This window comes from Halostella pelagica, from assembly GCF_004762015.1.
Classification (GTDB): Archaea; Halobacteriota; Halobacteria; order Halobacteriales; family Natronoarchaeaceae; genus Halostella; species Halostella pelagica.
Map to the genome: position 1 here is coordinate 151260 of NZ_SJES01000005.1, position 14939 is coordinate 166198.

Here is a 14939-nt window from a genome sequence, read left to right on the forward strand (position 1 = left end):
GCTACCACGCCTCGAACTCTTCCGCGTCCTCGTCCGATTCACGCTCGGTCATCAGGGTTCCTCCGTACGGGCGGAAATCCATGTCGTACGCATTGGCGACGGTGTCGAGCGCGTCCTCGCGGGCGCCGACCCGGTCGGTGTCGAAGCCGAACGACTCGACTGCCTCGACGAGGTCGTCGTCGCTCACGTACCCGTCGGCGTACGCCGCGGCGATGCCGTCCCGGAGCACGTCGGCGTTCCGACGCAGACGTTTCCCCTCCTCGAACCGCTCGCGCATCTCGTCGGTCGGACTGCCGCGGTCGAGGGGGATACCGTCGAACCGTTCGACGGCCTTCCGGTCGAACTCGTCTGCCATCCGCAACATCTCGACGACCTGTTCCCGGGGGGCGAGCGCCTCCCACTCGTCGCGGGCCCCGTCCGCCACGACGGCGTCGACGGCGTCGGCCCACTCGGTCGAGCGTTCGACGTCCTCGAACGCCTCCGCGACGAACGCGCCGACGTAGTCCTCCGGAACGGTGACGCCGAGCGACTCGTCGAGGCTCGCGGTTTCATCGCTACGGTCGCTTTCGGCGGCGTCGCCGTGTTCGTGGTCACGGTGCGTTTCGTCCGTCGAAGTGTCGAGGTCGTAGGTGTCAGTCATCGTCGGTCACGCTGTCCTTGAGTCAGGCCGTCGTTCACGTCGGCCGGACCGCCGCCGGGGCCTTGCCGGCCGCGGTCACGTTTCGACCCCGGGCCGCCGCCGGGGGCGGCCGGACCGTCCAGGTCGGCGTCTATCTGCTCGGGGTCCACGCCGCGGGCCGTCGCGAGCGCCCGCTTGGCCGACCGCCGTACGTCGTCGCTCCGGTCGTTCAGGCCGTGACGCTCCAGCGCCTCCTCCGCGCGGTCCGTGCCGAGGTCGCCGAGGCTGCTCGCCGCCTTCGCCCGGACGAACGCCTCCGGGTCGCGGGCCAGCACGGCGGCGAGAATTCGCACGGCTTCGCCCGTGTCGTCGGCGTACTCCCGCAGGAAGTCGGCGGCGTACTCCCGAACGCCCTGATGCGGGTCCGACTTGATCCGCTCGACGAGCAGTTCTTGGGACGCCGCTCCCGTCTTCGCGAGCGCCACGACGGCGTTGCGCCGCACCCACCCGCTCTCGTCGGAAAGCGCCGCGCGGAGCGTCTCTTCGTCGCCCGGCGCGGCCCGTGACTGTGCGACGACGGCTTCGGCTCGCACCCACTCGTGCCCGTCGTCCAGTGCCGTCCGAATCGCTGCCTCGGCAGTTCCGTCTGCCTCCGATCCCGCGCTTGCCGCGTGGCCGAGCGCTTCGACGGCGAACTGACGGACTTCCTCCGATTCGTCTCCGGTCGCCCGCTCGGCCAGTCGAACGGTCGTCTCGGGTTCCAGACCGGCGCTATCGGCGATATCGACGAGCCCCAGGGCGGCGCGTTCGCGGTCGCGCTCCCCTTGGGCGTCGAGTTGGTCGCACAGTTCGGCCTCGTCTTCCGTGACCGCCCGGCCGCGGGCGCTGCGGTTCGCGTACTCGGTCATCGTCTGAGCCTCCAGTAACTGACTAGCCACGCGGCGACCGTCGCCAGGACGAGCGCGGTGATCCAGTTCGTCGCCGACCGCGCCAGCCACATCACCGACTCGCCGGTCTCCTCGGCGACCTCGGTCGCGCCACCGTCGCCGCCGTTCTCCGCGGCGCTCAGTTCGTTGTTCTCGGTGTCGAGGACGGAGTACTGGAGCGTGATCGACTTCTGTCCGTTCACCTCGTCCGCGCTCCCGTTCCAGACGGCGAACGCGAGATACATCTGGTCGCTCTCCTCGAAGGCGGCGTCGAACTCGCCGTCAGCGCCGCGTTCGCGGACGAAGACGACTTCCCAGCCGTCGTCCGTGCGCTCGGCGTTCGCCGAGACGTCCTGTGTCGGCGCGTGGGTCAGCGAGCCGTACCCCTTCGCGTAATAGTTCTGGGCGTTCTGCTCGTAGTCGGACTGCGACATCGGATTCCCGGCGGCCGTTCCGGGTCGAGTCTCGTCGTCTGGGTGGGGGTAACTGTACATGTCCCCGCCGCCTTCGTCGCCGGAGTTCTGCCACGCGGCCCGCCAGTACCAGATGTTGACTGGGTCGCCGTTCGCACCCATCGTGATCGGCGGTTTGCTACCGCCGCGCATCATCACCGCGACCCCGTCGCTGTAGGCCCCGGGTTCGCTGATGTTCATGTCGCTCGTCGGGTCCTCCCACTCCAGACGGAAGGCGACGTGCGTGTCGTTCGTGACGGTCTGGACCGTCATCTCGTCGACGCTTCCCCCGCCGTAGGGGAGCGCCATCTGCTGTTGCGACAGCGACACGTCGCGGGTCGGCGCGTCCTCCCACTTCGCCGCGTCAGGCGCGGCGGGAACCTGCTCGACCGACTCGACGGGCTGTGTGCCCGCCGTGACGACGCTGACCAGCGCCACCTGAGCGACCATCACCAGACACATGACGACGACTGCCAACTTCGTCGCGCGCCGGGCGGCGCGGCGGTCGACCGAAACGCCTACGAGCGAGCGGAGGCGGCGTTTCACGGTGCTTCACCCCCGACTGCGGGCTCCTCTTGTTCCGGGTGTTTCCCGTTGTCGTAGGTCACCAACTCCTCGACCAGATCCGCCGCGGCGACGTACGCCGTGTCGTCGGTAGCCCGGCGCAGGTCGTACGCCAACGCCGGCACGAACTCGACGAGGTGGTCCGCGAGCACGGTCGCCTCCGCCTGTGCGATGCGGTCGGCAGCGGTGGCGTTGCCGCCGTCGAGGGCGACGGCCCGCTGGCCGGCGAGCACCTGCGCCAGTTCGAGTTCGGCCGCGACGTGGTCCTGGCGCTCCGCGAAGTCGTCGCTCGGCTCGACGCCGAACTCCTCCATCAGCCCGACGACGGTAGCGATCCGCCGCTGTTCGATGCTGAGTTCGTCCCGGGTCGTGTAGTGGGCCTCGTACGGTATCACCGCGTACGTTCCCTCGTCGGCCGGGACGCCGAACAGGTCGTTGTACGCCGACTGCAACTCGTCGAGCGGCGTCTGCGCGATGCCGGCGAGTAGCGCGCTCGCCTCCTCGGATACGGTGAGTCGTTCGGCGGCGCGTTCGATCCCCTCTCGGGCCTCCGAATCGGTCAGTTCGCTCACGGTACGCTCGTCCGGATAGGTAAACGCCGCGGCGGCGGCGCAGTAAAGCGTCGCCCGCGCGGCGTGGTACTCTGGGTCGGTGTTTCGGTGCATGGCTTTAGGGCTGGTTGGTCCACATCTCGCCCTCGCGGACCTCGAGTTCCTCCTCGAACGGGATGTCGACGACCTGGTTCCCCTTGCGGTCCCATCCCTTCACGCGGTGTTCTTTCACGGTGTACGTCTCGATGAGACGGGTCGTCGCGCCGAACAACTGGAGTATCCCGAGGACGTGGTGACTGGGGTCGCGGACGCGCTCCTGAACGATCTTCACCGACTCCTCGTAGGTGCTTCCGGGCCAGTCGTTGCGCTTCTGGTCCGTGTTCGGGGTGAACATCTGGGTGAGGAACTCCGGCGGCACGTGGTACGGCGGCATGTAGAACACCTGCGGGCGGGTGCCGAACTGCGGGTACAGCGGCAGCGCGACCTTCTCGTCGCTCTTGGCGAGGTAATTCGTCGGACTCCGGCCGTCCGCCGCCGACTTCACGCCGTTGGGGTGTCCCGCGTCCGGCCCGCGATTGATGTTGCCGTGCAGGCGCGTCTTCCCGATGCAGGAGGAGACACAGCGCGGGACGTTGCCCTCCTCGATGCGCGGGAAGCAGCCGACCGGCTTCTCCGACACGCCCGTCTCCGGATTGTACATCGGCTTGTGATACGGACACCCCTTCACGCACTTCCGGTAGCCGCGACAGCGCTCCTGGTCGAGCAGGACGATGCCGTCTTCCTCGCGCTTGTAGATGGCCTTCCGCGGGCACGCCGCCAGGCAGGCCGGGTTCTTACAGTGGTTACAGAGCCTGGGCAGGTAGAACTGCCACATGTCGTGGTACTGCTCGTTCTCGGGGTCGCTCTCGACGACATCGCCCGTCGGATACTCGCCGTGAACCTGGTCGTCGCCGAGCGCGGGGTACTCCCACTCCTCCTTCTGGGCGACGTACCCCTTGACCTGCTCAGTCTGGTCAGCGGCGTCGAAGATCGTCTCGTCTCCGTCGAGGTCGTCGAGCAGACGCATGTCCCAGCCCATCGGATAGCCGCCGTAGGGCTCCGTCTCGACGTTCATCCACCACATGTACTCCTCGCCGCGTCCGCTGGTCCACGTGGACTTGCAGGCGAACGAGCAGGTGTTGCAGTTGATGCACCGGTTCGTGTTGATGATCATCCCCCAGTGCCAGTCGCGCTCCTCGTCGCGGTGTTCGTAGGGGTAGCTGTGCTCGCGGCCGAGTTGGGGGTTGTAGGTTTCGGGCATCAGCTGTCACCTCCCTGCAGCGTTCCGTCGATGTAGTTCTGGACGAGATCGTCGCGGCGCGCGTCGCCGGGCCACCAGTCCGCCTCCTCGTACTTCTCGACTTCCACGAGGTCGTCGCGGTTAGTCCCGGTCGGTGCCCACACGGTCTCTTCGTACCCGTGTTCCAGTTCGGCCCCGTGCCAGGCGATGTCGTCCTCGACCTCCTCGGAGATGTTCGGGTCGCCGAAGACCGACTTGTGAACGAGGTCGTCGGTCTCCTGTGCGGGGTCGAGCCAGATGTTCGTCGTGACGTTGTACCCCTTGACTCCGTCCTCGTCCTCCTCGTCGTCGGGGAAGTGCTGCGGCCACCAGCCGTGCCAGATGGTTAGCTGGCCCATGTCGCCGGCCGACCGGGGCCGTTGGCGCTCGCTCACCATCGCGCGAACGACGAGGTCCCCGCGCTTCCCGCTGATACGGACGTAGTCGCCGTTCTCGACGTCGATGTCCGCGGCGTCTTCGGGGTGCATCTCGACGAACGCCTCGCCGAGCGGCGGCGCGTCCTCCGTGTCGCCCTCGCCCGTGGGGAACGAGAAGTCGTCGACTAGTCGCTCGGTTCCGTCCGGATCGCCGCTGGTCGACCCGAAGTCCCGCGCCGACCAGATCAGGTTCCAGTCGGTCATCCCCCACGAGGAGTGGGTCCGGTACTTCGGGTGGGGCGTGTTGTAGTAGAACTGGTACTCCTCGTCGTGGTACAGCGGGTTCTCCTCGTCTTTCGCCTCGTCCCACTTCTGGTTCACCCCGTAAGGGGTTCCCTCGGGACTCTCGATGTGGTCGAGGTCGGCCCGGTCGAGTTCGAGGAACCGGTCTTCCTCCTTGTGGAACTCCATCCGCCCGGTCTTCGTGTAGAACGGGCGGTCCTCGTGGATCTGCGAGTAGAACGGGATCCGCGGATACGTCTTCAGTTGGAGACGTTCTGGGCCGTCCTCGATGTCTTCGACGTCGATGTCGCGGGTCGTCATCCCCGCATCCAGCGTCTGCTGGATGTAGTCGCGGACGTCCTTGTCGTCGTCGAGGAACTTGTCGAAGTACGCCCGGTAGGAGTCGACGTTGCGCTCCTCCGGCGGGATCTTCTCGTCTAACTTCTCGGCAACGAGTGCAACGGCCTCGCCGTCCTGTTTCGTGTCGTACAGCGAGTCCATGACCCCGTGGTCCATGTGGATGAACGGGTTCTCCGGGCCGACCGTAATATCGGGATAGTCACACTCGAGCCAGGAGGGAACCGGGAGCACGATGTCCGCGTGGCGCGCGGAGTACGTCATGTGCATGTCCGAGACGATCGAGAGTTCGTTGCTCGTGTCGGGATGTTTGACGAAGTTCTCGATGACGTGTTCCTGATGTTTGGTCTGGTTCAGGAGGTTGCAGTTCATCGTCCACAGGATCGTCGGCTTCGACATCGTGTACGACTCCGCGTTCGTCGGCATCACCGGTTCCTCGGCGTCACCCTGTGGCACGAGGTCGAGTTCGCGGTCGAAGTCCCCGCGGATCTCGTGGGCGTCGAGTTTCTCGCCGCCGAAGAACGCGAACGCGTAGCCGGGATACATCCCGTGGGCCGAGTTGCCGTCAGGGTTGACGTACGACGGGTAGCCGTCGAGCATCTCGATCTTGTACTGGCCGGAGTAGTTGTAGTAGCCGGCCCCCCGCTCGCCGATGTTGCCGAGCATCGACTGGACGAAGAAGATCGTCCGCTGGAGCGAGTCGTTCGAGTGGAACCAGTGGTTGATCCCTTCGCCGGTGAACCACTGTCCCTTGTCGGCGTCGGCGAACTCCCGGGCTGTCGTCCGGAGCGCGTCGGCCGGGATCGTCGTGATATCCTCGACCGTCTCCGGATCGTAGTTCGCCATGATGTTCGCCTTCTGCCGGGTGAAGTCCGTGTGGACGCCGACCGACTCGCCGTCTGCCAGCCTGATCTCCGTATCGGCCTCGAGTTGGGGTGTGACGGGTGTCTCGTCGCCGACCTCCTCTCGGGTGATGGGGACTGGGTCGCCGTTCTCGTCGAGGGCGACGAAGTCGCCCCAGTCGTTTTCCTCGTGGCGTTCCTCGCTGTCCTCGGCGGGGGGCTCGTTGTCCGAGAACACCTCGTGGGCGCGGAGGTACTTCCCGTCGTCCTGCCGGATCAAAAGCGGCAGGGTAGTGAACTTCCGCATGAACTCGGCGTCGTACAGTTCCTCGTCGATGATGACGTGGGCGACGCCCAGCGCGAACGCCGGGTCACTGCCCGGCCGGACGGGCAGCCACCGGTCGCACTTCTGAACCGTCGGCGAGTAGTCCGGGTAGACGCCGACCATCTTCCCGCCGCGCTCGCGGGTCTCCTGGAGGAAGTGGTTGTCCGCGAGTTTGTTGTGGATCAGGTTCTTCCCCTGAATAATGGTGTAATCGGCGGCTCGCCATGCTGACGCATCGGAGTCGCTCGTCTGATACCCGGTCGTGATGACGTGGCCTGGCGGCAGGTCGGCGTACCAGTCGTACTCCGTCCACTCGCAGCCGCCGAAGATAGAGGCCAGCCGTCGGCCGGCACCGTGGCGCGTGATCAGCCCGTCGGACTTGATGGCGTTGAAAATGTGGAACCGCTTTTCGTCCTCGAGACTCGCCATCTTCTCGGCGATGAGGTCTATCGCCTCGTCCCACGAGACTCGCTCGAACTCGTCCTCGCCACGCCCCTCCGGGTTGGGGTCGTCGGGATCCCAGCCCTTGCGGACCATAGGGTACTTGATCCGACTGGGCTCGAACGTCCGCCGGTGGAGCGTCAGCCCCTTCATGCACCCGCGGGGGTTCCAGTGGCGGGTGACGCCCGCGTTCTCGTACCCGCCGGGGCCGCCCGGACCGGGGCTACCCTCCTCCTCGTGGTAGATCTGCTCGGCCCGGATCGGCACCCCGTTTTTCATGTAGAAGTTCAGCGCACACGACTGCGTGCAGTTGGGATGACAGACGGTCCAGTCCACGCTGTCGTATGCGTAGATGTCGTGGTAGACCTGCTCCCACTCCCGGTTGGGGTACGACTTGAGGGGGTTGTCCACCTGGGTCACGGTGTCGACCGCTTCGGTCGCGTTCCAGGACGCTCCGACGAGAGCACCGACCGCGCCCGCGCCGGCGGCCGCGAGGAAGTCGCGCCGCGAGAGGCTCACCGCGGATCACCTCTGGTTGCGGTACGTTCGGTTGGCATACAGACACACGTCTGGCCTATCCCCTGTTCAAACGACGAGCGGGTTTTCAGAGGCCGAGAACCGGGGCGAACCTGTTCGGGCGCTGGGACTTCCGTGCATGGCCACAGGGTCTGCCGTGATTCGGTAGCGGATTTCACCGCCCTCGATCCGCGGAAACAACCGGCTCTGTCGAACACCGAACCCCCGTGCGACCGGCTCTATCAGTCCGCCGCGACGGACAAGCGCGCGTGACCGGGCCTCGACGGGACTGGGATGCTGGCGGCGTATCGCCGAGAGGAACCGTGTAGTGCCCATGATTAGGAGCGTATTCGATGATTGGTAGCCGCTGCTCATTACTCCCTCCGCGTGTTCCCACGCGATGAGAACCTGCTGACCTGTTTAGGTGCGTCCCCGAACGTGTTTCACATGTAGAGGTGACCACCGATGGCAACTAACCGGTTCGAAGCCGACCTGCTCGGTCGGGAGCGCGACGTAGAATACTCGGGCAACACCGTGGGGTACGCCCTGCTCACCCTGCGATTGGTGATGGGCTGGACGTTCTTCTACGCGGGCGTCGACAAACTCCTCGACCCCGCGTGGACCGCCGAGGGCTTTCTCGTTCACGCCGTGCCGGAGGGCAACCCCTTCGGCGGGCTCTGGGCGACGCTGGCGGCCGACTGGCTGTGGCTGATCGACCCCCTCAACGCCTGGGGGCTGACGCTCATCGGTGCGGCGTTGCTCGTCGGCGGATTCGTCCGTTTCGCGGCGTTCTGGGGCGCGGTGATGATGGCGTTCTACTGGGCGGCCAGCCTGCCGCTGGAGAACGGAATCGTGATCGACGACCACGTCGTGTACGCCCTGCTCCTGTTCGGTCTCGGGGCGGTCGGCGCGGGCCGTATCGCGGGCCTCGACGCCCGCCTCGAAGACCTGGACCTGGTCGAGCGGTACCCGAAACTACGACACCTGCTCGGCTGACGCCGCGTCGTTTTTTCTCCTGTGACAGACCGCTGAGAGACCGGTATCTCAGCGGGTGAGACGGACCGTAGGTACCGCTTTCGTGTCGACGGCTACACGAACGCGAGCGGTAGCATGAGAGTGACCCCTGCTAACAGACCGCCGATCAACTCCGGTCGGCCTCCGTCGGGGAGCGACGCCCCGATAGAAAGCGCCTCCGGAATGAACTCGGTGACGACGAGATAGATCATCGCTCCGGCGGCGAAGCCGAACCCGAACGGGAGAAACTCCCGCGCGACCCTGACGAACGCGAAGGCTAACACCGCGCCGATCGGTTGGGGGAGACTCGAGAAGACGGCCCACCAGACCATCTTCCACTCGCTCACGCCGAGGCCGCGAAGCGGGATAGAGACAGCGACGCCCTCGGGGACGTTGTGGATGGAGATAGCAACGGTCATGAAGATAGCGAGAACCGGGACGGTGAACCCGAGCACGGCCGGCCCCTGCCCGACGTTCAGATCCGCAAAGGAGACGCCGACGGCGACGCCTTCCGGGAAGCTATGGACCGTGAGTACGCCGAGTATCAACACGAGTTTCCTGAAGTCGGCCTCCTCGTACTCGTGCGGGTCGACCTCCATCCCGCTGATGACGCGGTGGGCAGCCACGACGAGGACGACCCCGGCGAGGAGTCCGGGAGCGACGTCTCTCATCGTCCCCTCGGCGAGGCCCTCGAAGATCAGGCCGAACACCGACGCCGACACCATGATTCCCGATGCAAGCCCCCAGAGAGCGACGTTCCAGCGGTCGCTCACGTCGTCGACCAGGAAAAACGGTACCGCCCCGAGACCGGTCGCGAGAGCGGTGACGAGGCCGGCGACGAACACGAGTGTCAGATTCGCCAGCAGATCCATGTCTTTCGTACTGTGTCCCGGCGGTATAACTGCACCCCCGACCAGATTCGTCTCGCACCCGTCGAACCGCGGCCGCCGAACGTGTTCGCGGGAACCGTCAATCGGCCGCCGGGCGACGCTCCGATCATGGTCGCGACCGACTTCGACGCCGAACGGACGTACGACGAGGACCAGTTCACCGCGAGGGAGATATTTCGGAGCGAGCGCGCGAAAGCGGTCCTCGGCTTCTTCGAACCGGGGCAGTTCATCCCCGTCCACGCGCCGGACAGCGACGTCGTCATCACGGTCCGCACCGGGCGCGGGACGATCAAAGACGGCGAACGCGAACACGACGTGAGCGAGGGCGACGTGGTCGCCGTCCCCGCAGGCGAGGCTCGCGGCGTCCGGGCCGAGGGCGAACGGCTGGAAGCGACGCTCGTGACCGCGCCGCCGCCGAGCGACGCCGACCACCAACTCGTCCGCGAGGGCCTTCGCCGGGGCGAGTTCGACCCGCGGTGAAGGCGATGCTACCCCGAACACGTTTGACCGCGTTCTCACCGCCCGGGAACGCCCGAGAGGTGTTTTGTGCGCTTCGGCGAACGACAGCACATGGTCGAGAAAACACGTCGGTCGAACGTCGGTGACTCCCCGCGCGGCGGCGACCAGCGCGAGTGGGAGGTGTTCGTCCGCAAGGACGATACTGATCCCATGCGACACGTCGGCAGCGTTAGCGCCCCCTCGCCCGAGGTGGCTCACGAACAGGCGACGCGGCTGTTCGCCTGGTTCGCCGAGGACGTGTGGATCTGCCCCGCCGAGGAGACACACCGGTTCTCCACGCACGACCTCGACGACGACGCGACACCTGCCCCGCATCCGAACGGCGAGGAGGGCCGGACACACGAACTATGATCTCCGTGAGCAAACTCCTCTGTGACCTCGACGCCGAGGGCGACGGCCTGCGCTACGACGCGGCCGCCGACTCCGATGCCGACCAGATCCGCGAGCGAAAGCAGCAAAAGCCAGTCGTCGTCTGGAACCTGACGAAGCAGTGTAACCTCTACTGCGAGCACTGCTACGCCGCGGCAACTGAGGAGCGCGCCCCCGGTGAACTCTCGACGGACGAGGGGAAGCGCCTGTTAGACGACCTCGCCGACTACGGCGTTCCGGTCGTCCTCTTCTCCGGCGGCGAACCCCTCGTACGAGAGGACCTGGTCGAGTTAGTCGCGTACGCCGCCGACCTCGGAATCCGACCCGTCCTCTCGACCAACGGCACCCTCATCACTCCCGAGAAAGCCGCCGAACTCCGCGACGCCGGTCTGGCGTACGCCGGCGTCTCCGTCGACGGCCTCCGCGAGCGCAACGACGCTTTCCGCGGGCAAGAGGGCGCGTTCGACGCCGCAGTCCGCGGTATCGAGGCCTGTCTCGACGCCGGCCTGAAAACCGGGCTGCGCTACACCATCACCGAGCGCACCGCGCCGGACCTGGAGGACGTGGTCGATCTCCTCTACGATGTCGGACTCGACCGCTTTTGCTTCTACCACCTCGACTACGGCGGTCGGGGCGCGGCGATCCGTGACGCCGACCTCGTGCCCGCGGAGAAGCGCCGTGCCGTTCGGCGCGTTTGCGAGATGACTCGGGAGTACCACGAGCGCGGCGAGGAGATAGAGACGCTGCTGGTGGGCAACTACTGCGACGCCGCCTATCTCGTCGAGTACGCACGCGCCGAACTCGGCGACGACACCGCCGCCCGCGTCCGCGAGTACCTCCGACGGAACGGCGGCGATCCGGCTGGCGAGCGCGTCGCCGACGTGGACTATCAGGGCAACGTCCACCTCACCCAGTTCTGGCAGGGGTACTCGCTGGGTAACGTCCGCGACCGCCCGTTCAGCGCCATCTGGGACGACGACAGCAACCCCCTGCTCGCGGCGCTGCGCGAGCGGGAGAGCCACCTGACCGGGAAGTGCGCCGACTGCCGATATCTGGACGTCTGCCGCGGCGCGTCGCGACTGCGCGCGCTCGGCGTCCACGACCACCCGTTCGGGCCGGACCCGCAGTGTTATCTGACGAGTGAGGAGGTCGCCGGCGACGACGTTTCCGTTTGAGTCCGGCCCGAACGGGCCGGCAGGCGCGGCCGGAGCCTGACGCTGGCGGGCGTCCAGGACGTGACCCGAGACTGACACTGTCTCGGGCGGATCTTCGTGACGATATTAGACTCTCCGGAGTGCCGAAATCCTACGCGGACTGCGTCCGGCAGTATCGGAAAACCGTACGGCCCGGCAACCGCGCGACGGGATAACAGAAGACGGGAGCGTACAACCGGATTACATCCGAGCGTACGCAATCGCGTGGTCGGGCGTGTGACCGCGTTCGAGCGCTGGTGTCGCGACCGCTGACGAACCGGCGGCGACCGGAGTTCGAGGCGGAATTCCCGCAGTCACTCCACGACGATAGCGCCTTTCATCCCCATCTGTTCGTGGGGCGTACAGACGTACATGTACTCTCCGGCCTCGTCGAACGTGTGCTCGTACGTGAAGTCGGTGTTCTCGATGTTCTCGTGGCCGCTCCAGTCCGTCGGGGCGTCCTTGACGGACACGTTGTGGGTGTCGCTGTCCCACTTCCAGGTAACGGTCGTCCCGGTCGAGATACGGACCGCGGCAGGGGCGAACTCGTTGCTTCCCCCGTCACCGACGGAGACTGTCACCTCATCCGACCCCGTTTCGTCGACGACGCCGTCGTAGTTGTTGGCGTCTCCGAGGAAGTCGTCAACCGCGGCCGGGGCGTCGCCGCTACCGTCGTTGTTACCGTCGCTATCTCCGTTGTCCCCGTTGTCCTCGTTGTCGTCGGAACCGTCACTGTCCGACGAGCAACCAGCGATCAGTACTGCGGCACCGGCTCCTGTCGCGGCGAGGAAGCGCCGCCTGTCGAGTGAGTCTCTGTCGGTCATTTCTCTTCACTCGAATCGAAGCACCTCACGTATTTAAGACAGTGGCGACGTCCCTGCCCAGTGGGAACCGGGGAAAGGTTTATAAGCGTCGTCCCGGGGCCTCAGGATTGGTCCGCTCGGCCGTCGTCGCCGCCGAATAGTTCGACCGCAACAGCGACCGTCTCGGCGTCGTCGGCGGTGCGGAGCGACGACATCGGCGACGCGATCAGCGTCTCCGTGATCCGTTCACTCATTCGTCGAACCGCCCGTCGCTGTCCGGGCGTGAGTCCGTCCGTTGTCTCTAGCTTGCCGAGCGCGTCGTCCAGTTCCGCCCGCCGAACCGACTCGGCGCGACGCCGGATCCGGTCGGCCGCGGCGTCGGGGTCAACGACGACACTCCGTTCGTCGTCCGACATGGTCAGTCCGCAGAGACGGCATCAGACGGTGAGTCCCACGGGAGCGGTCCGTCGTACTCCTCCGGCACGTACGCACAGAGCGGGTCGCTCGCCAGCGGGTCGCCGGTGTGGGCGTACGCTCGCGAGCGACTGCCGCCACAGACGAAGCGGAACGGACACGAACCGCACTTCCCGCCCAGCGCGTCAGGGTTCCGGAGCGACTGGAACAGTTCGTCGTGTCGGTACACGTCGACGAGGCTGTCTTCGCGAACGTCGCCCGCTGCCGCCGGAAGAAACCCGGACGGATACACCTCGCCGACGTGGCTGACGAACGCGAAGCCGTTTCCGGCGCGGATCCCCGCCCTGCGGCCGATGGCGTCCCGGTCGGGTGCCGCGGTGCCGTCGCCGTCCGCTCGTTCGAGGCCGACCCGGCGATAGTGCGGAGCCTCCGTCGTTTTCACGCCGAACGGTGCCGCGTCGCTCACCTCGTGGAGCCACTCCATCACTCGTTCCGCTTTCTCGGGCGACACCGGGTCGAGTACCCGACCGCGACCGACCGGTACGAGGAAAAACACGGACCAGAGCACGGCACCGAGGTCGGCGACGAGATCCCGGATCGCCGGCAGTTCGTCGACCGTCTCCGCGCAGACTGTCGTGTTGATCTGGAGCGGTAGCCCCGCGTCATGGGCCGCCTCGGCGGCCGCAACGGTCTGCTCGAAACTCCCCGATTCGCCGCGGAATGCGTCGTGTGACCCGGCGCTTCCGCCGTCGAGGCTGAGCGCCATCCGCCGGAGGCCGGCGTCGGCGAACGCCTCGATGGCGGGCGGTGTCAGTGACCCCGTCCCGCTCGGCGTGAGCGTCATTCGTAGCCCCTGCTCGGTGCCGTACGTCACGAGGTCGACGACATCGTCGCGGGCCAGCGGATCGCCTCCAGAGAGGACGACGAGCTGACCGTCCCCGAACTCGCGGGCCTCGTCGAGCAGCGCTTTCCCCTCCGCGGTCGTGAGTTCGTCGGGGTGGCGTCGCTCCTGGGCGTCCGCCCGGCAGTGTTCGCAGGCGAGTTCGCAGGCCTGGGTCACTTCCCACACCAGGACGAACGGCCGTTCGTCGAGGTCGACGGCGCTCGGGCGCACGGTCAATCCTCCATCGTCTCTTCCTCGTTTCTCTCCGCCGCGTTCGTCGACGTGTCCGAACTGACGTGAACGCGGGTGACGTGGCCGCCGCATCCGCACTGCTCGACGTACTCCAAGTCGACGCCGTCGAACGCCGCACGGAGTTCGTCGTACAGGTACGTCTCGGGATGACCGTGGTTCCCGTGGGTTACGAGATTGACGTGGTTACCCGGTGACGTGTGTTCTACGGCGTCTTTCGCCTGTGTGACGACGATATCGCGTTCCTCCGCGTGAACCGACTTCTCTAGATTCGCCGACCAGGAGTTGTCGTGTCGGCGCTCGGTCACCGGTTCGACGTCGTCGTGAGAAACGGAGCCCATATGCGTACGGTGACACTCGGCGGCCGAAACCCGTCTCCCGAACGTGTTCGGGGGAACGGCTTGCCCGGCGGCACCCGAACCGTCGCACATGACCGGAACCACAGACCCACTGGAGGACCAACTCGCATCGACGGACGCGCCGGCTGACCGTCCGCGGGAGAGGCTCGACGCCCGCGAACTCCCGCCGCCGCAACCGCTCAAGCGAACGCTGGAACTACTCGCGGAACTCGACGACGAGACGGTGCTGGTTCAACTGAACGACCGCGCGCCACAGCACCTCTACCCGAAACTCGGGGAGAGGGGGTATCAGTACGGTACGTTCGAAACAGAACTCGACGAGGGAGACGGGAACGGCGATGGGCCCGTCGTGACGGCGGTGTGGAAACCGTAGCCGTCTCCGCCCGCGTCGGTCGCGGACTCGAAAACGGGACCAACCTTACTTCTTCGGCAGCGTCGCGACGAACTCGTTCTCGTCTCGGCGTTCGACCTCGTACGCCTCGGCGTCGAACGCATCCACTTCGGCTTTCATCTCGTAGAACAGGGGCTTCGGTTCGTGGTCGTTGACGAGCGTCAGCGCCTCGCCGCTGTCTAAGTCACCGAAGGCGTCGTGAATCTTCGGGTGGCGTTCCGGCGGCGGCACGTCGCGCAGGTCGAGCGTTCGATCAGTCATGCAGGTACAACTCATCCCGGGTGG

General features: G+C 66.4%; 17 protein-coding genes. 5 read left to right on the top strand and 12 right to left on the bottom strand.

What is annotated here, in order from left to right; genetic code table 11:
- Nucleotide 1 precedes the first annotated feature (1 nt).
- The 6 genes from EYW42_RS13250 to EYW42_RS13275 all read right to left on the bottom strand — a co-directional run bounded on the left by EYW42_RS13250 (nucleotide 2) and on the right by EYW42_RS13275 (nucleotide 7573).
- On the bottom strand, nucleotides 2-640 hold the full coding sequence (locus tag EYW42_RS13250; protein WP_135535771.1) for a hypothetical protein: 639 nt from the start codon (nucleotides 638-640) through the stop codon (nucleotides 2-4).
- Entirely contained in the window at nucleotides 637-1527 is an 891-nt protein-coding gene (locus EYW42_RS13255; protein ID WP_135535772.1) for a HEAT repeat domain-containing protein, read from the bottom strand. The genes EYW42_RS13250 and EYW42_RS13255 overlap by 4 nt, the downstream gene beginning before the upstream one ends.
- Nucleotides 1524-2459, bottom strand: coding sequence for an ethylbenzene dehydrogenase-related protein (locus tag EYW42_RS13260; protein WP_135535898.1), 936 nt, complete (start codon nucleotides 2457-2459; stop codon nucleotides 1524-1526). Before EYW42_RS13260 ends, EYW42_RS13255 begins: the two co-directional genes overlap by 4 nt.
- A gap of 80 nt (nucleotides 2460-2539) precedes the next feature.
- Nucleotides 2540-3226, bottom strand: coding sequence for a TorD/DmsD family molecular chaperone (locus EYW42_RS13265; RefSeq protein WP_135535773.1), 687 nt, complete (start codon nucleotides 3224-3226; stop codon nucleotides 2540-2542).
- A 4-nt stretch (nucleotides 3227-3230) separates the two neighbouring features.
- Nucleotides 3231-4412: a 4Fe-4S dicluster domain-containing protein gene (locus tag EYW42_RS13270; RefSeq protein ID WP_135535774.1), complete on the bottom strand. Its 1182-nt coding sequence runs from the start codon at nucleotides 4410-4412 to the stop codon at nucleotides 3231-3233.
- Nucleotides 4412-7573, bottom strand: a complete 3162-nt coding sequence (locus EYW42_RS13275; protein ID WP_135535775.1) for a molybdopterin-containing oxidoreductase family protein — start codon at nucleotides 7571-7573, stop codon at nucleotides 4412-4414. The genes EYW42_RS13270 and EYW42_RS13275 overlap by 1 nt, the downstream gene beginning before the upstream one ends.
- A 462-nt stretch (nucleotides 7574-8035) precedes the next feature.
- Between EYW42_RS13275 and EYW42_RS13280 the strand changes: the two genes are divergently transcribed.
- Complete coding sequence (locus EYW42_RS13280; protein WP_135535776.1) at nucleotides 8036-8566, top strand: DoxX family protein; 531 nt, start codon at nucleotides 8036-8038, stop codon at nucleotides 8564-8566.
- A gap of 92 nt (nucleotides 8567-8658) precedes the next feature.
- Here EYW42_RS13280 and EYW42_RS13285 read toward each other — a convergent pair whose 3' ends face one another.
- Nucleotides 8659-9456, bottom strand: a complete 798-nt coding sequence (locus EYW42_RS13285; RefSeq protein ID WP_135535777.1) for a ZIP family metal transporter — start codon at nucleotides 9454-9456, stop codon at nucleotides 8659-8661.
- A 126-nt stretch (nucleotides 9457-9582) separates the two neighbouring features.
- On the opposite strand from EYW42_RS13285, the gene EYW42_RS13290 reads away from it, so the two are divergent.
- The 3 genes from EYW42_RS13290 to EYW42_RS13300 all read left to right on the top strand — a co-directional run bounded on the left by EYW42_RS13290 (nucleotide 9583) and on the right by EYW42_RS13300 (nucleotide 11537).
- A complete protein-coding gene (locus EYW42_RS13290) occupies nucleotides 9583-9954 on the top strand; it encodes a cupin domain-containing protein (RefSeq protein WP_135535778.1) in 372 nt (123 codons plus the stop codon).
- Between the two features lie 90 nt (nucleotides 9955-10044).
- On the top strand, nucleotides 10045-10344 hold the full coding sequence (locus EYW42_RS13295) for an Htur_1727 family rSAM-partnered candidate RiPP (protein ID WP_135535779.1): 300 nt from the start codon (nucleotides 10045-10047) through the stop codon (nucleotides 10342-10344).
- A complete protein-coding gene (locus EYW42_RS13300) occupies nucleotides 10341-11537 on the top strand; it encodes a TIGR04347 family pseudo-SAM/SPASM protein (protein WP_135535780.1) in 1197 nt (398 codons plus the stop codon). The genes EYW42_RS13295 and EYW42_RS13300 overlap by 4 nt, the downstream gene beginning before the upstream one ends.
- Nucleotides 11538-11869: 332 nt before the next feature.
- On the opposite strand, the gene EYW42_RS13305 is transcribed toward EYW42_RS13300, so the two are convergent.
- From EYW42_RS13305 to EYW42_RS13320, 4 genes are all read right to left on the bottom strand, one after another.
- Nucleotides 11870-12379 (bottom strand): halocyanin domain-containing protein, encoded by a 510-nt coding sequence (locus EYW42_RS13305; RefSeq protein ID WP_135535781.1) that lies wholly within the window; start codon nucleotides 12377-12379, stop codon nucleotides 11870-11872.
- Nucleotides 12380-12480: 101 nt separating this feature from the next.
- A complete protein-coding gene (locus EYW42_RS13310; RefSeq protein ID WP_135535782.1) occupies nucleotides 12481-12774 on the bottom strand; it encodes a hypothetical protein in 294 nt (97 codons plus the stop codon).
- A gap of 2 nt (nucleotides 12775-12776) precedes the next feature.
- Nucleotides 12777-13886, bottom strand: coding sequence for a TIGR04053 family radical SAM/SPASM domain-containing protein (locus EYW42_RS13315; RefSeq protein WP_237561333.1), 1110 nt, complete (start codon nucleotides 13884-13886; stop codon nucleotides 12777-12779).
- Between the two features lie 2 nt (nucleotides 13887-13888).
- Nucleotides 13889-14245, bottom strand: coding sequence for a CGCGG family putative rSAM-modified RiPP protein (locus EYW42_RS13320; RefSeq protein WP_135535784.1), 357 nt, complete (start codon nucleotides 14243-14245; stop codon nucleotides 13889-13891).
- A gap of 88 nt (nucleotides 14246-14333) precedes the next feature.
- Between EYW42_RS13320 and EYW42_RS13325 the strand changes: the two genes are divergently transcribed.
- The gene (locus EYW42_RS13325; RefSeq protein ID WP_135535785.1) at nucleotides 14334-14636 is read left to right on the top strand and encodes a DUF2249 domain-containing protein; all 303 of its coding nucleotides are present in this window, start codon (nucleotides 14334-14336) and stop codon (nucleotides 14634-14636) included.
- A 45-nt stretch (nucleotides 14637-14681) separates the two neighbouring features.
- On the opposite strand, the gene EYW42_RS13330 is transcribed toward EYW42_RS13325, so the two are convergent.
- Nucleotides 14682-14915, bottom strand: a complete 234-nt coding sequence (locus EYW42_RS13330; RefSeq protein WP_135535786.1) for a DUF2249 domain-containing protein — start codon at nucleotides 14913-14915, stop codon at nucleotides 14682-14684.
- Between the last annotated feature and the right edge of the window lie 24 nt (nucleotides 14916-14939).